Origin of the sequence: Labrenzia sp. CP4 (genome assembly GCF_001579905.1) — a bacterium.
Taxonomy (GTDB): domain Bacteria; phylum Pseudomonadota; class Alphaproteobacteria; order Rhizobiales; family Stappiaceae; genus Roseibium; species Roseibium algicola.
Genome location: NZ_CP011927.1, coordinates 4,245,966 through 4,260,903 on the forward strand (window position 1 = coordinate 4,245,966; position 14,938 = coordinate 4,260,903).

At 59.6% G+C, this 14,938-nt stretch carries 13 protein-coding genes; 4 read left to right on the forward strand and 9 right to left on the reverse strand.

Going from position 1 to position 14,938, the window contains the following annotated elements:
• Positions 1-627 carry a metalloregulator ArsR/SmtB family transcription factor gene (locus ACP90_RS19545; protein ID WP_062489490.1) on the reverse strand — a complete coding sequence of 209 codons (627 nt, stop codon included), beginning with the start codon at positions 625-627 and terminating at the stop codon, positions 1-3.
• 365 nt (positions 628-992) lie between these two features.
• Between ACP90_RS19545 and ACP90_RS19550 the strand changes: the two genes are divergently transcribed.
• Both ACP90_RS19550 and ACP90_RS19555 read left to right on the forward strand, forming a co-directional pair.
• On the forward strand, positions 993-2,993 hold the full coding sequence (locus tag ACP90_RS19550) for an EAL domain-containing protein (protein WP_208993372.1): 2,001 nt from the start codon (positions 993-995) through the stop codon (positions 2,991-2,993).
• A 94-nt stretch (positions 2,994-3,087) separates the two neighbouring features.
• Positions 3,088-3,411, forward strand: coding sequence for a DUF2293 domain-containing protein (locus tag ACP90_RS19555; RefSeq protein ID WP_055659520.1), 324 nt, complete (start codon positions 3,088-3,090; stop codon positions 3,409-3,411).
• Between the two features lie 69 nt (positions 3,412-3,480).
• On the opposite strand, the gene ACP90_RS19560 is transcribed toward ACP90_RS19555, so the two are convergent.
• The 5 genes from ACP90_RS19560 to ettA form a co-directional block, all read right to left on the reverse strand.
• On the reverse strand, positions 3,481-3,873 hold the full coding sequence (locus ACP90_RS19560; protein WP_022997865.1) for a RidA family protein: 393 nt from the start codon (positions 3,871-3,873) through the stop codon (positions 3,481-3,483).
• 93 nt (positions 3,874-3,966) lie between these two features.
• The gene (locus tag ACP90_RS19565; RefSeq protein ID WP_062491795.1) at positions 3,967-4,584 is read right to left on the reverse strand and encodes an MOSC domain-containing protein; all 618 of its coding nucleotides are present in this window, start codon (positions 4,582-4,584) and stop codon (positions 3,967-3,969) included.
• A gap of 134 nt (positions 4,585-4,718) precedes the next feature.
• The gene (locus ACP90_RS19570; protein WP_062489495.1) at positions 4,719-6,818 is read right to left on the reverse strand and encodes an FUSC family protein; all 2,100 of its coding nucleotides are present in this window, start codon (positions 6,816-6,818) and stop codon (positions 4,719-4,721) included.
• Between the two features lie 128 nt (positions 6,819-6,946).
• Positions 6,947-7,909, reverse strand: a complete 963-nt coding sequence (locus ACP90_RS19575; RefSeq protein ID WP_062489497.1) for an endonuclease/exonuclease/phosphatase family protein — start codon at positions 7,907-7,909, stop codon at positions 6,947-6,949.
• Between the two features lie 139 nt (positions 7,910-8,048).
• Complete coding sequence (gene ettA / locus ACP90_RS19580) at positions 8,049-9,698, reverse strand: energy-dependent translational throttle protein EttA (protein ID WP_062489499.1); 1,650 nt, start codon at positions 9,696-9,698, stop codon at positions 8,049-8,051.
• 640 nt (positions 9,699-10,338) lie between these two features.
• On the opposite strand from ettA, the gene ACP90_RS19585 reads away from it, so the two are divergent.
• A complete protein-coding gene (locus tag ACP90_RS19585; protein ID WP_062489501.1) occupies positions 10,339-11,292 on the forward strand; it encodes a 2-hydroxyacid dehydrogenase in 954 nt (317 codons plus the stop codon).
• Positions 11,293-11,731: 439 nt separating this feature from the next.
• Here ACP90_RS19585 and ACP90_RS19590 read toward each other — a convergent pair whose 3' ends face one another.
• Both ACP90_RS19590 and bla read right to left on the reverse strand, forming a co-directional pair.
• On the reverse strand, positions 11,732-12,085 hold the full coding sequence (locus tag ACP90_RS19590) for a hypothetical protein (protein ID WP_145915807.1): 354 nt from the start codon (positions 12,083-12,085) through the stop codon (positions 11,732-11,734).
• 83 nt (positions 12,086-12,168) lie between these two features.
• Positions 12,169-13,065: a class A beta-lactamase gene (bla, locus tag ACP90_RS19595; protein ID WP_062489506.1), complete on the reverse strand. Its 897-nt coding sequence runs from the start codon at positions 13,063-13,065 to the stop codon at positions 12,169-12,171.
• A 164-nt stretch (positions 13,066-13,229) separates the two neighbouring features.
• Here bla and ACP90_RS19600 point away from each other — a divergent pair, with 164 nt between their 5' ends.
• On the forward strand, positions 13,230-14,099 hold the full coding sequence (locus tag ACP90_RS19600; protein ID WP_062489508.1) for a LysR family transcriptional regulator: 870 nt from the start codon (positions 13,230-13,232) through the stop codon (positions 14,097-14,099).
• Between the two features lie 19 nt (positions 14,100-14,118).
• Here the strand turns inward: ACP90_RS19600 and mnmD are convergent, their stop codons facing one another.
• Positions 14,119-14,844 carry a tRNA (5-methylaminomethyl-2-thiouridine)(34)-methyltransferase MnmD gene (mnmD, locus tag ACP90_RS19605; RefSeq protein WP_062491797.1) on the reverse strand — a complete coding sequence of 242 codons (726 nt, stop codon included), beginning with the start codon at positions 14,842-14,844 and terminating at the stop codon, positions 14,119-14,121.
• Positions 14,845-14,938 lie beyond the last annotated feature (94 nt).

Consider the following 14,938-nt stretch of genomic DNA (forward strand, 5'->3'; position numbering starts at 1 on the left):
TCAGGCCGCTGGCTCAATCCTGTAAACACAGCGACGACCGCCCGAGAGCTGATGTTCGGTACGTTCGACCGAGACACCTGGCCCAAGTACATCCTTGAAAAGATTGAGTTCCGACCGGCAGAACCCCTGACAGGCCGTTGCCGCGGCACAGATCGAACAGTGATTTTCGATCAGCAGGTAGCCTGCCCCTTCCGGAACAAGATCGGCCATGTAGCCTTCCCGGTTGCGCAGATCGGCAAGCACTTCCAGCTTGCCGCGCAGATCCGGCGCCTTGCCAACCGCTTCGGTATAGGATTTCCGGCTTTGCGCTTCACGGTGGGCAATCAGCTTGTCGACACCTTCTTCGCCGAAAATTTCGTTCAGGCCGGAAATCAACCCGAGCACCAGGTTGGAATGATTGTCGGGAAACTGCTTGTGCCCGTCCGGTGTCAGGTCCCAGACCCGCTTGGGCCGGCCAACCGACCCCTTCTGATCATCGAAGTCCACCAGTCCGTCCTGCAACAGGCCGTCCAGATGCTGGCGAACAGCCACTGACGTCACCTTCAACCCGCTGGCAAGATCTGCCGCAGTCTGTGGGCCGGAGGATTTCAGCGCGTTCAAAAGCCGGGTTCGAGTACGATCTGCCATAGCCGTCTATATAGCGTATTTCAAAGATAAAAAAATAGTCTGCTTATCTTATTGTGAAGCGACCAGAGCATTTCTCGCCAACAAGCCTGCCTTGGCAGCCACGTTTATTTGCCAAGCGTGGCGGGAGCATGCAAGAAATGTCACTATAATATCCTGCGATGAACCGTTGTCCGGCGCCGGCCCAACTTAGTGCCTGATCGCTCGATCACACGGTTTTCGCCTTGAAATATTTGGTAACCGTCGCGTCAGCATTTCCTATAGGCGCTTTAACTCTTCAAGAACCCCAATGCGACGCAAAGTCAGCAAAGTCGCCTTCATAACAATTCTTTATCTCATTTTGATTAGAAGAAATATCAATGGAGAAAATGATGGAAAAAATCAGGGCTTTCCTGAGATGGATGATGATCGATCCTCGCCATCCGGAAATTGCACAGGCTCAGTACAATGAGCTCAAGACCCAGATTCCGTCACTCTATGCCCTCCTCATGGTCAATGCGGTTGCCGTTGCCTATACCCATTTCGATATCGCGCCGACTTATCTGACCGTCGGAATTCTTGCGCCGATCCTGTTGATCACGACCTTTCGCATGGTGGCCTGGATACGCGCCCGCAAAGTTGACCCGACACCGCAGGAAGCGATCAGCAAGATGCGGCAGACCGTCATTCTCGGCAGTCTTGTGTCCGTCATCTACATTGCCTGGTCGCTGAGCCTGGACGGCTATGGCGGACCTGCCGAGCGCGGTCATGTGGCGCTTTTCATCGCCATAACCGTCATCGGCTGCATCTTCTGTCTGATGCATCTGCCGCAGGCTGCCCTGATGGTCATGGTGATCGTGACGATCCCTTATCTGGTGCACTATCTCGGCCAGAATCAGGACGTCTACATTGCCATAGGGCTCAATATCTTCCTGGTGTGCCTGGTCGTCCTGCAGGTTCTTCTGAACGGCTATCGAGGGTTCTGCAAACTGATTGAGTCGCAATCGGACCTAGCCGCCAAACAGAAAGAAACGGAGCGTCTCAACGCAGAAAACTCCAAGCTTGCCCAGACCGACGCGCTTACCGACCTGCCGAACCGACGCTATTTCTTCAATCGGCTTGAAGCCCTGATCAGCGAAGTGGAAGGCACGGACCGGCAGTTTGCGGTCGGCGTCGTCGACCTGGACCGGTTCAAGCCCATCAACGACACCTATGGCCACCAGTTGGGCGACCAATTGCTGATGGAAGTCGGCTCGCGCCTGAAAAGCCTTGGACTGCCGAATGTCGAGATTTGCCGTCTCGGCGGCGACGAGTTCGGTTTCCTTTATCTCGGAGACATCTACGAGGCAGCCTCGACGGGGCAGTCTATTTGCGAACTGATCAGCCGCCCCTATCGGATCGGTGAACTGCAGGTTTCCGTTGGCGCGTCCTGCGGCATTGCGTTCTATCCTGACGCCGGCACCTCTGCCCATGTTCTGTTCGACCGGTCCGACTACGCCCTTTACAATTCCAAGACCAGCCTGCGCGGCCGCACGACGGTCTATTCGGCTGAACATGAAGCCCGCATCCGCTCGGAACGGGCCATCGAGGCCGCGCTTCAAAGCGCAGATCTTGCCGGCGAATTCCAGGTCTATTTCCAGCCTGTCGTCCAGTTGCCGGAACGGTTCGTTGTCGGCTTCGAGGCGTTGGCGCGGTGGGACAACCCGCAGCTTGGCAGGATTGCCCCCGACAAGTTCATTCCCATTGCCGAGCGCGCCGGCCTGATCCACAGGCTGACCTTGTCGCTGTTCGAAAAGGCGGTCGAGCAGATCAAGGCCCTGCCCGGGACGCTCTCGCTATCCTTCAATCTGTCCGCACATGACGTCACCTCCGCCGAGACAGTGGCTGCGCTGCTCGAGATCATCCGCCGCGCGGCGATTGACCCGCGGCAGATCACCTTCGAAATTACCGAGACTTCCGTGATCGGCAGTTATGAAGCGGCTGAAACCTGTCTGCAGGTTCTTCGCAATGCCGGTGTCAAACTCGCGCTGGATGACTTCGGCACCGGTTATTCCAGCCTTGGCTACCTGCACCGGCTGCCTATCGACTGCGTCAAGATCGACCGCAGTTTCGTTGCCGGCATCAAGGACCCGATCGCGAGCGGCGTCGTGACCTCCATCGTCAACCTGTGCCGGTCCATGAAGATGCAGTGCGTGGTGGAAGGCGTTGAAGAAAGCAACCAGTTGGAACTTCTGGAAGCGATGCATTGCCGTTTGGTCCAGGGATACCATTTCAGCGCTCCCCTGCCTTTCGAGGACCTTCTTGCCGATGCCAGGGAAAATGGAAGGGTTGCAGGGCTTCCCCTGTCCGGTACTGCCGGAGCCAGCAGCTTTCAGTTCTTTCGCGCCTGACCGGCAATCCGGACCAATTCCACCAGACCTCTTCTAATCCGTCCGAGATTTGTTTACCTCTCCGGTCTCAACCTCCAAAAACCGGGACCTGTTCATGACCGGCGGCACCAAGCGGCAAAAAGACATGCGCAAGGCCTTGCGCGTCCTGCTGCCGCGCGTTCCCTTTTCAGATGCTGAAGCCATTCTCGAAGTTGCCCTCGCCGGACACCTGCGCCATCTGCCGCCCGGCATTGCCCTTTGGCAGGCCACCACCAGTCATGTCCGGCACGCCCTGACCGACTACGATACGTTACTGGACGAAGGTTATGACCGTGACGCTGCCCGGTTCTTCGTACTGGACGAAATGAATGACGTTCTGAGCTCCTGGGGATGTGCGAAACGCCTGGAAGCTGACGATACCTCCCCAACCGAGGACTGACACCGGCGCTTAAAGCGGATCCGTGCCCGTCACACACGACCCGGGATGTGATTTGCGGGCGGTCTGCCGTTACGGACGCCGGGCGATCAGATCGATCTCGACCAGCGCATCGACGGCAAGGCCCGATACGCCAATACAGGTACGACCCGGCAATTTACCGGGTTCGAAAAATGACCGATAGGTGTCGTTCATAGCCTGATAATCGCGCTTGAATTCAGTCAGATAAACACGAATGAAAGTCGTGTTTTCAAGGCCGAGCCCGAGGCCGCCCAGAACGAGCTTCAGGTTTTCCATCACCCGCACAGTCTGCGCCTCTATGCCCTCCGGCAGCGGGGCGTCCGGATCGTCCGGCAGTGTCGGCATCTGGCCGGTTACAAACACCCAGCCGTCAATTTCGACGGCATGGGAGAATGGCGCGACCGGCTGTGGCGCCTGGTCGATCATGTGGTGGATCGGCAGCATGGAGGCTCCTGTTGGAAGGTTATGACAGAGCATCCAGACTAGAGAATATCGGGCCCCTCGGGAAACAGGTTTCCATCGCTGCGAGCCTTAAAATCAGATGCGCTCGTAGATCCACTGTTCGGGAACATGAGCGGTGACCGCCTCGCCCGCCGCAACCTTCCCCGGGATTTCGACATAGCCAACAAGGCCTCGCAGGCGCTTTGCCTTTTGCGGGAACAACAGGTCCAGTCCTTCCCGGCCGGGATTGGCTTCAGCGATCGCCTCGCCTGCGAAACGGCAGGGTTTGTTGTCACCGTCCACACGAATAACCACACCGCCCTCGAACACCAGCCGGGTGCGCGGTGGCACCATCGTAAGGTTGGGAATGCCGGACAAGGTAATGTTGCCGCCGATCCATTCGGCTTTCAGTTCGGCAATCTCCATGCGAGTGGCAATCAACGAAAGTTCCTCGGCGGACAGGATGGATATCTGGCGCTCATTGCACATTTCCGTGCCACGCGGATACCAGGGTTCGCGGCCACCGGACCTCCGGGTGTATCCGCCATGCCGGTCTCCCAAAATGCCTTCGAACGTCATCTCCAAAGCATCCGTTGCAGTGGTCCTGAAGTCTTCCGCAGAGACTGTCCTGAAAACGCCCTCCACCTTGCCGCTTGTCCTGAATGCAGGCGTAATCCGAAGGTCATTGGCAAGAAGCTGGAGCTGGTCTGTCATGCGGGGTCCCCTGTCGCAGTCGAGAGGCGATGCTAGGGCGCCGGCGCCTTCCTGACCAACAAAACTCATTGATGTTTTCATAAGCGCGGAAGATCGATCCGCTGCCCCAGTATTTGCGGTGGTGAAAGCTATCTTCAGGCAGGGCCGGAGAGGAATTTCTCCTTGCGCAAGCCGTCCAGGCATCGGACGATTTTCCGCGCGTGGTAGAGCATCGCGACCCAACCGGTTTCCAGCGCAAGATTGCCTGTTGCGCCCTCGGGCATGGCTGTCATCCAGTCATCCTCCAGGCCCGGGACGGTCTGCCTCGGGCGGCCATCCAGGACAGCCGAGAACTCATCTTCCAGACGCTTGTCCATGCGAGCGACAAGCGTTTCTATCCCAGACCTGGCCTGAGCTTCCACCGTTTCCCGCGTGACGTCCGAACGGGCTTCGCGGTAAAGCACCACGTATTGGGCCAGCACGATCACCAGCATGTTGAGGTCGCTGGCGGAGCGTGTGAACGACGACCAGGGAGCTTGCTCGATCCGATAGGACCTGGCGGTGGCGATCAGCGTGCTCGCTGCCGTTCGAAGCCGGGCGAGATCCTGAAGGTCCGTATCCGCCTTGCCGCCTTGCGCCCGCAGGCAACTTCGGCAGGCGTTGAGGTAATCGGACGCCAGCCCCTTGAAGCTTGCGCCGGTGCGGTTGGGAAACAGCAGCCATGCCGCAGCAAGCCCTACACCTGCGCCAATCATCGTGTCGTAGAGACGCGACCAGAGTTCATCGATGGGCAGACCTTCAAGCGTCTGAAGCCCCATGACCACCAGGAAACTGATGATACCGGAGGCGATGGCGTAATTGCGGTCGAGGAAAACGATGACCCCGGGTATGGCAATGACAACCAGTACCAGCCTGACGGACGGAAACTCCGCCAGGGCCGGGTCGACCAGCATGGCCAGAACAACGCCGCCCGCCGTCCCGCCTATCCGCTGTGCGGTTCGGAGCAGTGTCGCCCCGAGGCTGTTCGACAGCACGATGATGATGGTGAGCGTGACCCAATAGGCGTGATTGAGATCGAACGCGAGCCCAAGGGAAAAGCCGATCCCGGCTGCGACACCTGCCTGAAGTGACAAGCGCCAGGAAAGCTTCCGCAACCAGCTGCCCTCGCGGCTGTCATCATCCGTACCGAGGCTCAGGCGAACCGGCTGGTCTTTTGCCGCCAGCAGCCACAGACGCTTGAAAGCCTGGGCAATGCGCAATTCCTGAAACCGGTCATGTGCCGTTACTGCCGCATCCGCCTGCAGCCAGCTCGCGGCAGGTGCGCTTGCGCCGGTTTTGCCTTCCCCGACATCGCTCTCTTCCGGAACGCCCTCACCGGTTTCAAGGCGATGGACAAGCCGGTCGACCGCACGGCGAAAGCCGTCATCTTGCGCCAGTCGGGTGCGTGCGTCCCGGGACAGCTGGTCGCGCGCATCGCCCACCACTTCCAGAGCAAGTTCCACCATGATAGCCGCTTCCGGCGACATGCCCTGCAACTCACCTTCCGGTCTGAGCAGATCGGCGCAGACCTGAAGTTCCATGCGCAGCTTCGCCAGATCCCTGATCCGAACGGCCGCATCGCCGGACGAACCGGTCGCCCGGCCTGACAGCTGCCTCAGATAGGTTGCCATCGCCTGACGATTTGCAGCTTCGACCCGCAGGTAAGTTCGGTATGTCGAAGGCCGCCAGGGCCCTGTGCGAACCACGAGGGCTGTCACCATTCCAAGCACCGCCATGACCGGAAGCCAGAGGCCGGGCGATCCTCCGACGTTGCCGAGGACCACGAAAAGCCAGCAAATCGCCATGCTGCGCCCAGCGCGTTGCCAGAAGGGACCAAGCCCATGCATGGCAAAGCCGAGCATGATCGCGGCGATCCAGAGCCCTTGCAGAACGGTTGAGGCGCTTTTCCCCGACAGCTCGGCGACAACAGCCCCAAGAGCAAACAGAGACGTCAGCAGAACTCCAAGCTTCAGGATACCGAGGACCTCGGCCTTTCTGGTGGAAACCGGCGTGAACATCAGGCAGTGGCCGCCGCTAGCGACTGCCAGAACGGCCAGTTTGAAGGCCGACTGACCGGGCACGAAGCTTGCCACGACATTTGCCAGGAAGACCGCTCCGAGCACGGTCAGCATCAGATGAACGCCGCGCATCAGCCGCAAGCCGCCGGGGTCCGTGCGCAGGAGACTTGTCTTTATGTCCGAAGCGGCTTGCAGCATCTGTCTGACTTGAACCCGGCTCTTCAGGGCAAAATCCCCGACGTTCTGAATGGAAATCTTTTATGCGGACTGCATTGTCTCGTGTCCATGGCGCTTTGACCGGATGGACGCAGGCTTGCCGCCGAAGATCAGTCGGACGTCTTCCCGTCTGTAACAGTGAATTCGGCAAAGACCGGCCAGTGATCGGAACCATTGAAGTGTCCGAGTTCGCAGTTTTTGACCGCAAGCCCGCTCCTGACGAAAAAATGGTCGAGTTCGAGACCGATGCCCGGAACCGGAGCAAGCCATGTCGGGGTCCAACGGCTGCCGCAGACTGCCTTGCGCACCCCTGCCGTTTCCTGAAACCGTTTCAGCAGCGGTGCCCAGGAGGCGGCGTTCATGTCGCCGGCAACAAGAACAGGTCCCGGCGTCATCGACACTTCGGATGCAAGCTTCTGAAGGATGTCCGCCTGGTGCAGATAGAAGTCTCGCCTGAAAGGCGGCAATGTGTGAACTGCAAAGACACTCACACAGGGCTCCGCCTGCACACCGCAGTAAATCGCTTTCGTAATCGCGTACGGGTTCCCGCCTACAGGGATCAGTTCGACGCTGTGCGGCGCAGTGCGCGATAGGATAACCGCGGCGGGACGTCCACCAAGCGCCTGGTCAGGCGTTCCTGCCACATGCAGCATGCCCTCAAACCGGTCGAGCAGCCCTTGGTCGGCAGGTACCGGCAGCTCCGTGAGGATCATGAGATCGAAGACGCGGGCGCTGTTTTCCTCGACCAGATTGTCGAGCGCTGCGGCGCTGCCGAAGAGATTTGCGGTGACGACGCTAATCGGCGGTTCCGCCGCATTGGCGGTCGGAGCAAAGCGTCCGTCGTCGAAGATGCCCATGCGCATGAGAGCGACCACCGACAGGCAGACGGCCAGTGCCACCATGTTCCAGTTCCGTAAGAAGACGAACCCTGCAGCAAACAGCAGGCCAGCAAGAACGTATTGGGTCTGAAAATGAGCCAGCAGATCGACGGGCCAGCCGACTGCCGCCAGAAACGAGGCGAGAACGGCGATGGCGAAGGCCGCAAACAGACAGACGAGAGTTCTGTGGAACATGCCTTGTGCCGCTCGCAAGGACAAAAGTTGCCGGTGGCCGGTTTATACCGCCGCCCAAAAAAGATGCCGGCCCGCTTCCGGGGCCGGCACATTCTGGAAACAGGGGACACGCCCCCCATTCAGCTTCCAGGCCGTTCGCTTAGCGCGTAAGCGGCTTGTACTTGATCCGGCGCGGGTCGGCGGCATGTGCGCCAAGGCGGCGAACCTTGTCCTTTTCGTAGTCTTCGAAGTTGCCTTCGAACCATTCCACATGGCTGTCACCTTCAAAGGCGAGCATGTGCGTGGCCAGACGGTCGAGGAACATACGATCGTGGCTGATGATAACGGCGCAGCCGGCGTAGTTTTCCAGCGCGTCTTCCAGAGCTGCCAGCGTCTCGGTGTCGAGGTCGTTGGTCGGCTCATCGAGCAGCAGAACGTTGGCGCCCTTCTTCAGCACCTTGGCCAGATGCACGCGGTTGCGCTGACCGCCGGAAAGGTCACCGACCTTGGCCTGCTGGGCAGCCCCCTTGAAGTTGAACGACGAGCAATAGGCGCGAGAGTTGATTTCCTTGTCGTCGAGGTAGATGACCTCGGCGCCGCCGGAAATTTCTTCCCAGACCGTGTTGTTCGGGTTGAGCGCATCGCGCGACTGGTCAACGTAGCCAAGGTGCACACTGTCGCCCACGACGACCTTGCCCTTGTCAGGTGTTTCCTGACCGGTGAGCATCTTGAACAGGGTCGTCTTGCCGGCGCCGTTCGGGCCGATCACGCCGACGATGCCACCGCGCGGCAGCTTGAACGACAGGTCGTCGATCAAGAGACGGTCTTCAAAGCCCTTGGAAACGCCATCGACCTCGATGACGTTCGCGCCGAGACGCTCGCCAACCGGGATGAGGATCTGTTCGATGGACGGCTGACGCTCTTCCTGGGCGGTCAAGAGGTCTTCAAAGGCCCGGATACGGGCTTTCGACTTGGTCTGACGGCCTTTTGGGCTCATGCCCATCCACTCACGCTCACGGGCAATCGCCTTGGAGCGGGCCATGTTCTCGCGGCCTTCCTGCTCCATGCGCTTGGTCTTCTTTTCCAGATAGACCGAGTAGTTGCCTTCGTAAGGGATGCCCTGACCGCGGTCGAGCTCGAGAATCCAGCCTGTGACATTGTCGAGGAAGTAGCGGTCGTGGGTGATGATCAGGACGGAGCCCTTGAACTCACGCAGGTGACGCTCCAGCCAGTGAACGGTTTCAGCGTCCAGGTGGTTGGTCGGCTCATCCAGCAGCAGCAGGTCCGGCTCGGACAGCAGCAGCTTGCAAAGCGCGACGCGGCGGCGCTCACCACCGGAGAGATTGTCGACGGCTGCATCTGATGGCGGGCAGCGCAGGGCTTCCATCGCCATTTCCACCTGGCTTTCCAGGTTCCACAGATCCTGCGCGTCAATCTCGTCCTGAAGCTGTGCGGCTTCCTCGGCGGTTTCGTCCGAGTAGTCCATCATCAACTCGTTGTAGCGGTCGATCTTCGCCTGCTTGTGGGCGACACCTTCCATGACGTTCTCCATCACGGTCTTGGTGTTGTCGAGCTGCGGTTCCTGCGGCAGATAGCCGACCTTCGCACCCTCGGCCGCCCAGGCCTCACCGGTATATTCCTTGTCGATACCGGCCATGATCTTCAGAAGGGTCGACTTACCCGCACCGTTCGGGCCCAGGATACCGATCTTGGCGTCCGGGTAGAACGAGAGATGGATGTTGTCGAGAACCTTCTTGTCGTTATAGGCCTTGGACAGGCCATGCATGTGATAGATGAACTGGCGCGCCATGGGGCTCCGCTTCTCCGCTTTCAAAATCTGATGGGATTCTCAGGAATTCTGCGGCGTCTTTTAGGGGAAATGGCGCCCGGGGGCAATGGGGGGATTTGCCTGAGAACGCCTGGAGAGTTCGCCTCGCAATCAGACATTACCTGTGCAATCGCAATTAGACCTCTTCCTTGGCCAACTTCCAGCCACCCTCGCTTTGGGATAAGTGTCCTTTTCATTGGACAGTTTACGGACCGACTCCGATTACCAAAGTTTCCAGAAAGCACGCCGCCCCACTCGCGTTAAACGCCGACCGCTATACTCGGAATTGCAGTTACGCCCAAGAACCTGCCCACCCTGTCATTCCGGACAAGTGCAGCTACGCTGCATGCCGATCCGGAACCCAGCGTGTCAGCGTGTGCAAAGCGAACACTCAATTTGCCGCGCATGGCGCGACATATCTCTGGATTCCGGATCGGCGCTCGACACCTGTCTCACTTGTCCGGAATGACGGCGGAATACGCCGTTTCACTGATGAATTGAACCGAAAGGGCTTCGAGGGTGACGAAATTTGCGTACCAACTCTGCCCATTCGGCTCTTTTCTCCCCCAACCGAAGACCTTAAGGTCACCTCACCTTTCTCCATCACCCCACCGGACCTGCCATGACCTCCATCGATATTCTGATGCCCCGCCCGATGCTGCCGATCGTTCAGGAGCAGCTTGATGCCGCCTTTACCGTGCACCGGCTCTACGAGGCCGACAATCCGGAAGCGCTGCTGGCGGAAATCGGCGAGAAAATCCGCGGGGTTGCGATGGCATTCGGGCCGGTCAACGCCGAGTTGCTTGCGAAAATCCCGAACGCGGAAATCGTCTCCAGCTTTGGTGTCGGCTATGACCACGTCAACACGGGCGATTGCCTGGCGGCGAAGGTGATGGTGACCCATACGCCAGACGTGTTGACGGAAGAAGTTGCCGATACGGCGGTCGGGCTGATGATCATGACCATCCGCGAATTCGGCCAGGCCGAACAGTGGCTTCGCCAGGGCAATTGGGAAAGCAAAGGGCCCTACAGGCTGACCGGGGCGACCATGCAGGGGCGCACGCTCGGCATCTTTGGTCTGGGGCGCATCGGCAAGGCGATTGCCAAGCGGGCCGAAGCCTTCGGCATGAAGATCCATTACCATGGACGCAGCAAACAGGACGACGTCTCCTACCCCTATCACGCGACGCCGAAGGCGCTGGCTGCCGCTTGCGACACGCTGATGGTGGTGGCGCCTGGTGGCGCGGAAACGAAACATGCGGTCAATGCGGAGGTGCTGGAAGCACTGGGGCCGGATGGCATCGTCATCAATATCGGCCGGGGCACCGTCATCGACGAGGCCGCATTGATTGCGGCCCTTGAAAACGGCACGATCTACGGTGCCGGTCTCGACGTCTTCGAGAACGAGCCGCATGTGCCCGAAGCCCTTCTGAAACTGCCAAGGGTCACCGTACTGCCGCATGTCGGTTCCGCCTCGCAGGCGACCCGCAATGCCATGGGTCAGCTCGTGGTCGACAACCTGAAAAGCTGGTTCGAAACCGGCAAGGCCATAACGCCAGTGCCGGAAATGTGCTGAGATCGAGGGCGTGCCAGGGCTGCTCGGCAGCCCGACCCGTTTCTTTTCCCGGCTCAGTATTTGACACGCCCGACTTGTGCCTTAGGTTTATGGATCAAGCGCATCCTTTCTGCTTGTGATGCGCTTACCCGATAGGCGTGGATCCATCAGACCACATAAACCACGCCGGGATGCCGACTGGGGCGGCTGGTGAACCAAAAGACGAATGCGTTCAGAAGCCTACTCAACACCGGCTGTTCGCCCGGATCCGTCAGCGGATCCAGTTTGCCTGCGGAAGTGGCCCGTTTGCTCGGGGTGCCTCGCAACGGCAGAAGACGACATCCCAGGTCGCAGAGGGTGGCTGGCGACGTAACCTCCGCCAGCACCCTGGGCCGGCCCCTTCCGGGCCGGTCCGCACCGAAACACCTGTTGCTGAGGCAAGGCGCAAAACTGAACCTTCTCATTCCTCTGCTCTGGCCGGGCACCTGAACGGTGTAAAGGTGCTGCCCATGTTTGCGCTGACGGTCATCATCGTCAGAATGTCGGCAAAGGCGAATTCGGCGGGTTTTTTAGGGCAAACGGCTTTCGCCGCGAAACACCCCCCTTCGATAAAGGCATCATGTTCGGCAACGAAACCGGGCCGCATTTGCGAACGACTGACATTTTCGAACGCCACGCGGACGATTTCCTGATAGTAGGCGCATCTTCTGGCGCGCTTTTGTTCGCGTGTTTCCTCGGCAGATGCCTGGGAGAAAACGACTGCTACCGCAACAAGCGCCCACGGCAAGGCAAACATGGTTCTTGGAACGGACAAGGTTGTCTCCGTCGGAAGCGGCAGGACATTTCCAGAAGCAGGGACGCCCGGGCGAATGAAGAGATCCGCCCGGACAAGAACACTCAGTCGTGGAGACTTTCGGCAAGTGCGGCTGCGATATCGGCAATCGCCTTGTTGCGGTCGTCAAAGGAGGCGTCGGTCTGCGTGATGTAGACCGCGATCACGACCGGCTCCCTGTCGTCGGGCCAGATCACGCCGATGTTGTTGCGCGAGCCATTGGCCCCAGCCCCGGTCTTGTCGGCGACCGGCCATTCTTCCGGCAGCCCAGCGCGCAAGGTCGCGTTGCCCACCTTGTTGTCCAGCAGCCAACCTGTCAGCTGGGCTCTGGCGGTAGTGGACAGGGCATCACCCAGAACCAGTTTCTGCAACGTGGCGACTGCCGCCGCCGGAGTGGTGGTGTCGCGGGCATCGCCCGGACGGCCTTCATTGAGACCCGGCTCCGTCCGGTCCAGCCGGGTGATGGTGTCGCCAATACCCCGAAGGTAATCCGTGAGTCCTGCCGGTCCACCGACAGCCTCCAGCACGAGATTGGCGGCAGCATTGTCGCTGATCGCAACGGCCGCTTCACACAGTTCCAGATAGGTCATTCCTCCGGAGCCGACCTTTTTCTCGGTAACCGGCGAATAGGAGACGAGGTCTTGCGAGCGGATCTTCACGCGGCGTTCCGGCTGAACCTCGCCCTGCTCGCCCTTTTCCAGAAGGGCGGCACACAGAAAGGCCTTGAAGGTGCTGTTGAGTGGAAAACGCTCGTCGGCGCGGTGGGTCCAGGTCTTGCCGGTTTCCGTATCCAGCACCGCAACCCCGATCCGGGCAGACAGTCGGCTCTCGGCACCGGTGACGGTTTTCTCAAGTGGTGCGGGATCGAACCCGGCGGCGTGTGCCAATCCAGAAATTGCCGGAAACCCGGCAAAAAAGGCAAGGGAAAGCGTCAACGCGTTACGGCGTGTCCAGAGTTTCATCTTCAACTCCAATGATGAATACAAACAGCCCGAACCGGTGTGGTGTGTCGCCCCCCGCACCATTCGTCTTCGAGACACCGCGACAGTGCCGCTGCCTCAGATATAACGCAAATGATGAATACTGAGGTTAGACATGAGTAAAACTTGGCCAAAGTTGGATCCGGATGGACGTCTCGAAACTTCCGCTCAATGCCTTGAGAGCCTTTGAAGCCTCTGCAAGGCTCTGCAGCTTTACACGCGCCGGCCTGGAACTGCGGGTATCGCAGACTGCCGTCAGCCACCAGGTGAAGGCGCTGGAGGACGTGTTGCAGGTGTCGCTGTTCGAGCGCCTTCCGCGCGGCGTTGCCCTGACGGATGAAGGACTGGCGCTGCTACCTGTACTGAGCGATGCCTTCCGGCGGATGAGCGATGCGCTCAGCCGGTTCGAGGATGGCAACTACCGGGAGGTGCTGACAGTCGGCGCCGTCGCCACTTTCGCGACCGGCTGGCTGTTGCCGCGCCTTTCCGGCTTTGCCAGGGCCCATCCGCAGATCGATCTGCGGCTGAAAACCAACAACAACCGCGCGGACATTCTTGCAGATGGCCTCGACTGTTTCCTGCGCTTCGGCGACGGGGCCTGGCATGCCACCAACGCGGTCAAGCTGATGGACGCCCCGCTTTCGCCTATCTGTTCACCTGGAACCGCTGCCCGGCTATCCAAGCCGGAAGACCTTGTGCACGAGCCCCTGCTGAGATCCTACAGGTTGGATGAATGGGCCATGTGGTTCCAGGCAGCGAAACTGCCGCCACCACGGGCGCGTGGCTGGATGTTCGACAGTTCTCTTGCGATGGTTGAAGCCGTCACGCAGGGTGCAGGCGTCGCACTGGTGCCGACAGCGATGTTCAGCCGCCCCCTCACGTCCGGCGCGATCGTGCAGCCTTTCCAGACCAACGTCCTGACGGGAAGCTACTGGCTGACCTGGCTGAAGTCGCGGGAGGAGACCAGCGCCATGCAGAAGTTCCGCTTGTGGATGCTGGAGACGGTTTCCACGTAAAAGGAGGCAATCGCTCACCTCAAGGCTTTCGCCCCTTCACCATTTCGCGTTTGCCGGCAAAGCCTTCAGCCTTTTCAATCTCGAACCCGGCAGCCTGAAGATTGCGGCGAACCCAGCCGGCAGCCGTGTAAGTTGCCAATGTTCCGCCATGGGCCGTCAGGTCAGCCGCTACCTTCAGAAGGTCCGCGTCCCAAAGCTCCGGATTGCGGGCCGGACTGAAACCGTCGAGATACCAGGCATCAATGGGAGCAATTGCCGGTTCTCCTCCCTCGCCCTCACCTGCCATTCCGGCGCTCAGCTCACCGATCAGCTCACGCGCATCGCCAATGCCGATCTGGAGGTTGGCTCCGGCAATTTTCAGGCTGTTCCAACCCGGCTCAGGCGACCAGGCCTGCAGCAGCTCTTCTGCCAGCGGGGCCAGTTCGGGAAAGGCCGCAAGAGCCCGTGCCAGCTGTTCTCCCGTCATCGGGAACAGTTCGAAGGTCACGAACGTCAGGTCCGGCCGATTGGTCCTGTCCTGCCATGCCGCAAGGGTGGTGAGGAAATTGAGGCCTGTCCCGAAGCCGAACTCTGCAATGGTGAAACGCTCGCAGCCATCGAAGCGGCCAGGCAAGCCATTTCCTTGCAGAAACACATGACGCGTTTCCGCAAGCCCCCCGGCCTTGGAAAAATACGTGTCGTTGAAGCCTTCAGCCCGGGGCACATCGCCCTGCAGCCATTCCAGATCCGGTGCCTTGATCGACATGATCTTGAGGTTTCCTTCGGGTCGCACCCATCAGCCTTTGCCATTTGCAACGCGTTCTCATAAGAGAGCCGGCAGGATCAATCAATCTCAAAGG

Bases quoted from the DNA above. Each gene is read 5' to 3' on its own strand.
- ACP90_RS19545 (WP_062489490.1), bottom strand. From the start codon at position 627: ATGGCAGATCGTACTCGAACCCGGCTTTTGAACGCGCTGAAATCCTCC.
- ACP90_RS19550 (WP_208993372.1), top strand. From the start codon at position 993: ATGATGGAAAAAATCAGGGCTTTCCTGAGATGGATGATGATCGATCCT.
- ACP90_RS19555 (WP_055659520.1), top strand. From the start codon at position 3,088: ATGACCGGCGGCACCAAGCGGCAAAAAGACATGCGCAAGGCCTTGCGC.
- ACP90_RS19560 (WP_022997865.1), bottom strand. From the start codon at position 3,873: ATGCTGCCGATCCACCACATGATCGACCAGGCGCCACAGCCGGTCGCG.
- ACP90_RS19565 (WP_062491795.1), bottom strand. From the start codon at position 4,584: ATGACAGACCAGCTCCAGCTTCTTGCCAATGACCTTCGGATTACGCCT.
- ACP90_RS19570 (WP_062489495.1), bottom strand. From the start codon at position 6,818: ATGCTGCAAGCCGCTTCGGACATAAAGACAAGTCTCCTGCGCACGGAC.
- ACP90_RS19575 (WP_062489497.1), bottom strand. From the start codon at position 7,909: ATGTTCCACAGAACTCTCGTCTGTCTGTTTGCGGCCTTCGCCATCGCC.
- ettA (WP_062489499.1), bottom strand. From the start codon at position 9,698: ATGGCGCGCCAGTTCATCTATCACATGCATGGCCTGTCCAAGGCCTAT.
- ACP90_RS19585 (WP_062489501.1), top strand. From the start codon at position 10,339: ATGACCTCCATCGATATTCTGATGCCCCGCCCGATGCTGCCGATCGTT.
- bla (WP_062489506.1), bottom strand. From the start codon at position 13,065: ATGAAACTCTGGACACGCCGTAACGCGTTGACGCTTTCCCTTGCCTTT.
- ACP90_RS19600 (WP_062489508.1), top strand. From the start codon at position 13,230: ATGGACGTCTCGAAACTTCCGCTCAATGCCTTGAGAGCCTTTGAAGCC.
- mnmD (WP_062491797.1), bottom strand. From the start codon at position 14,844: ATGTCGATCAAGGCACCGGATCTGGAATGGCTGCAGGGCGATGTGCCC.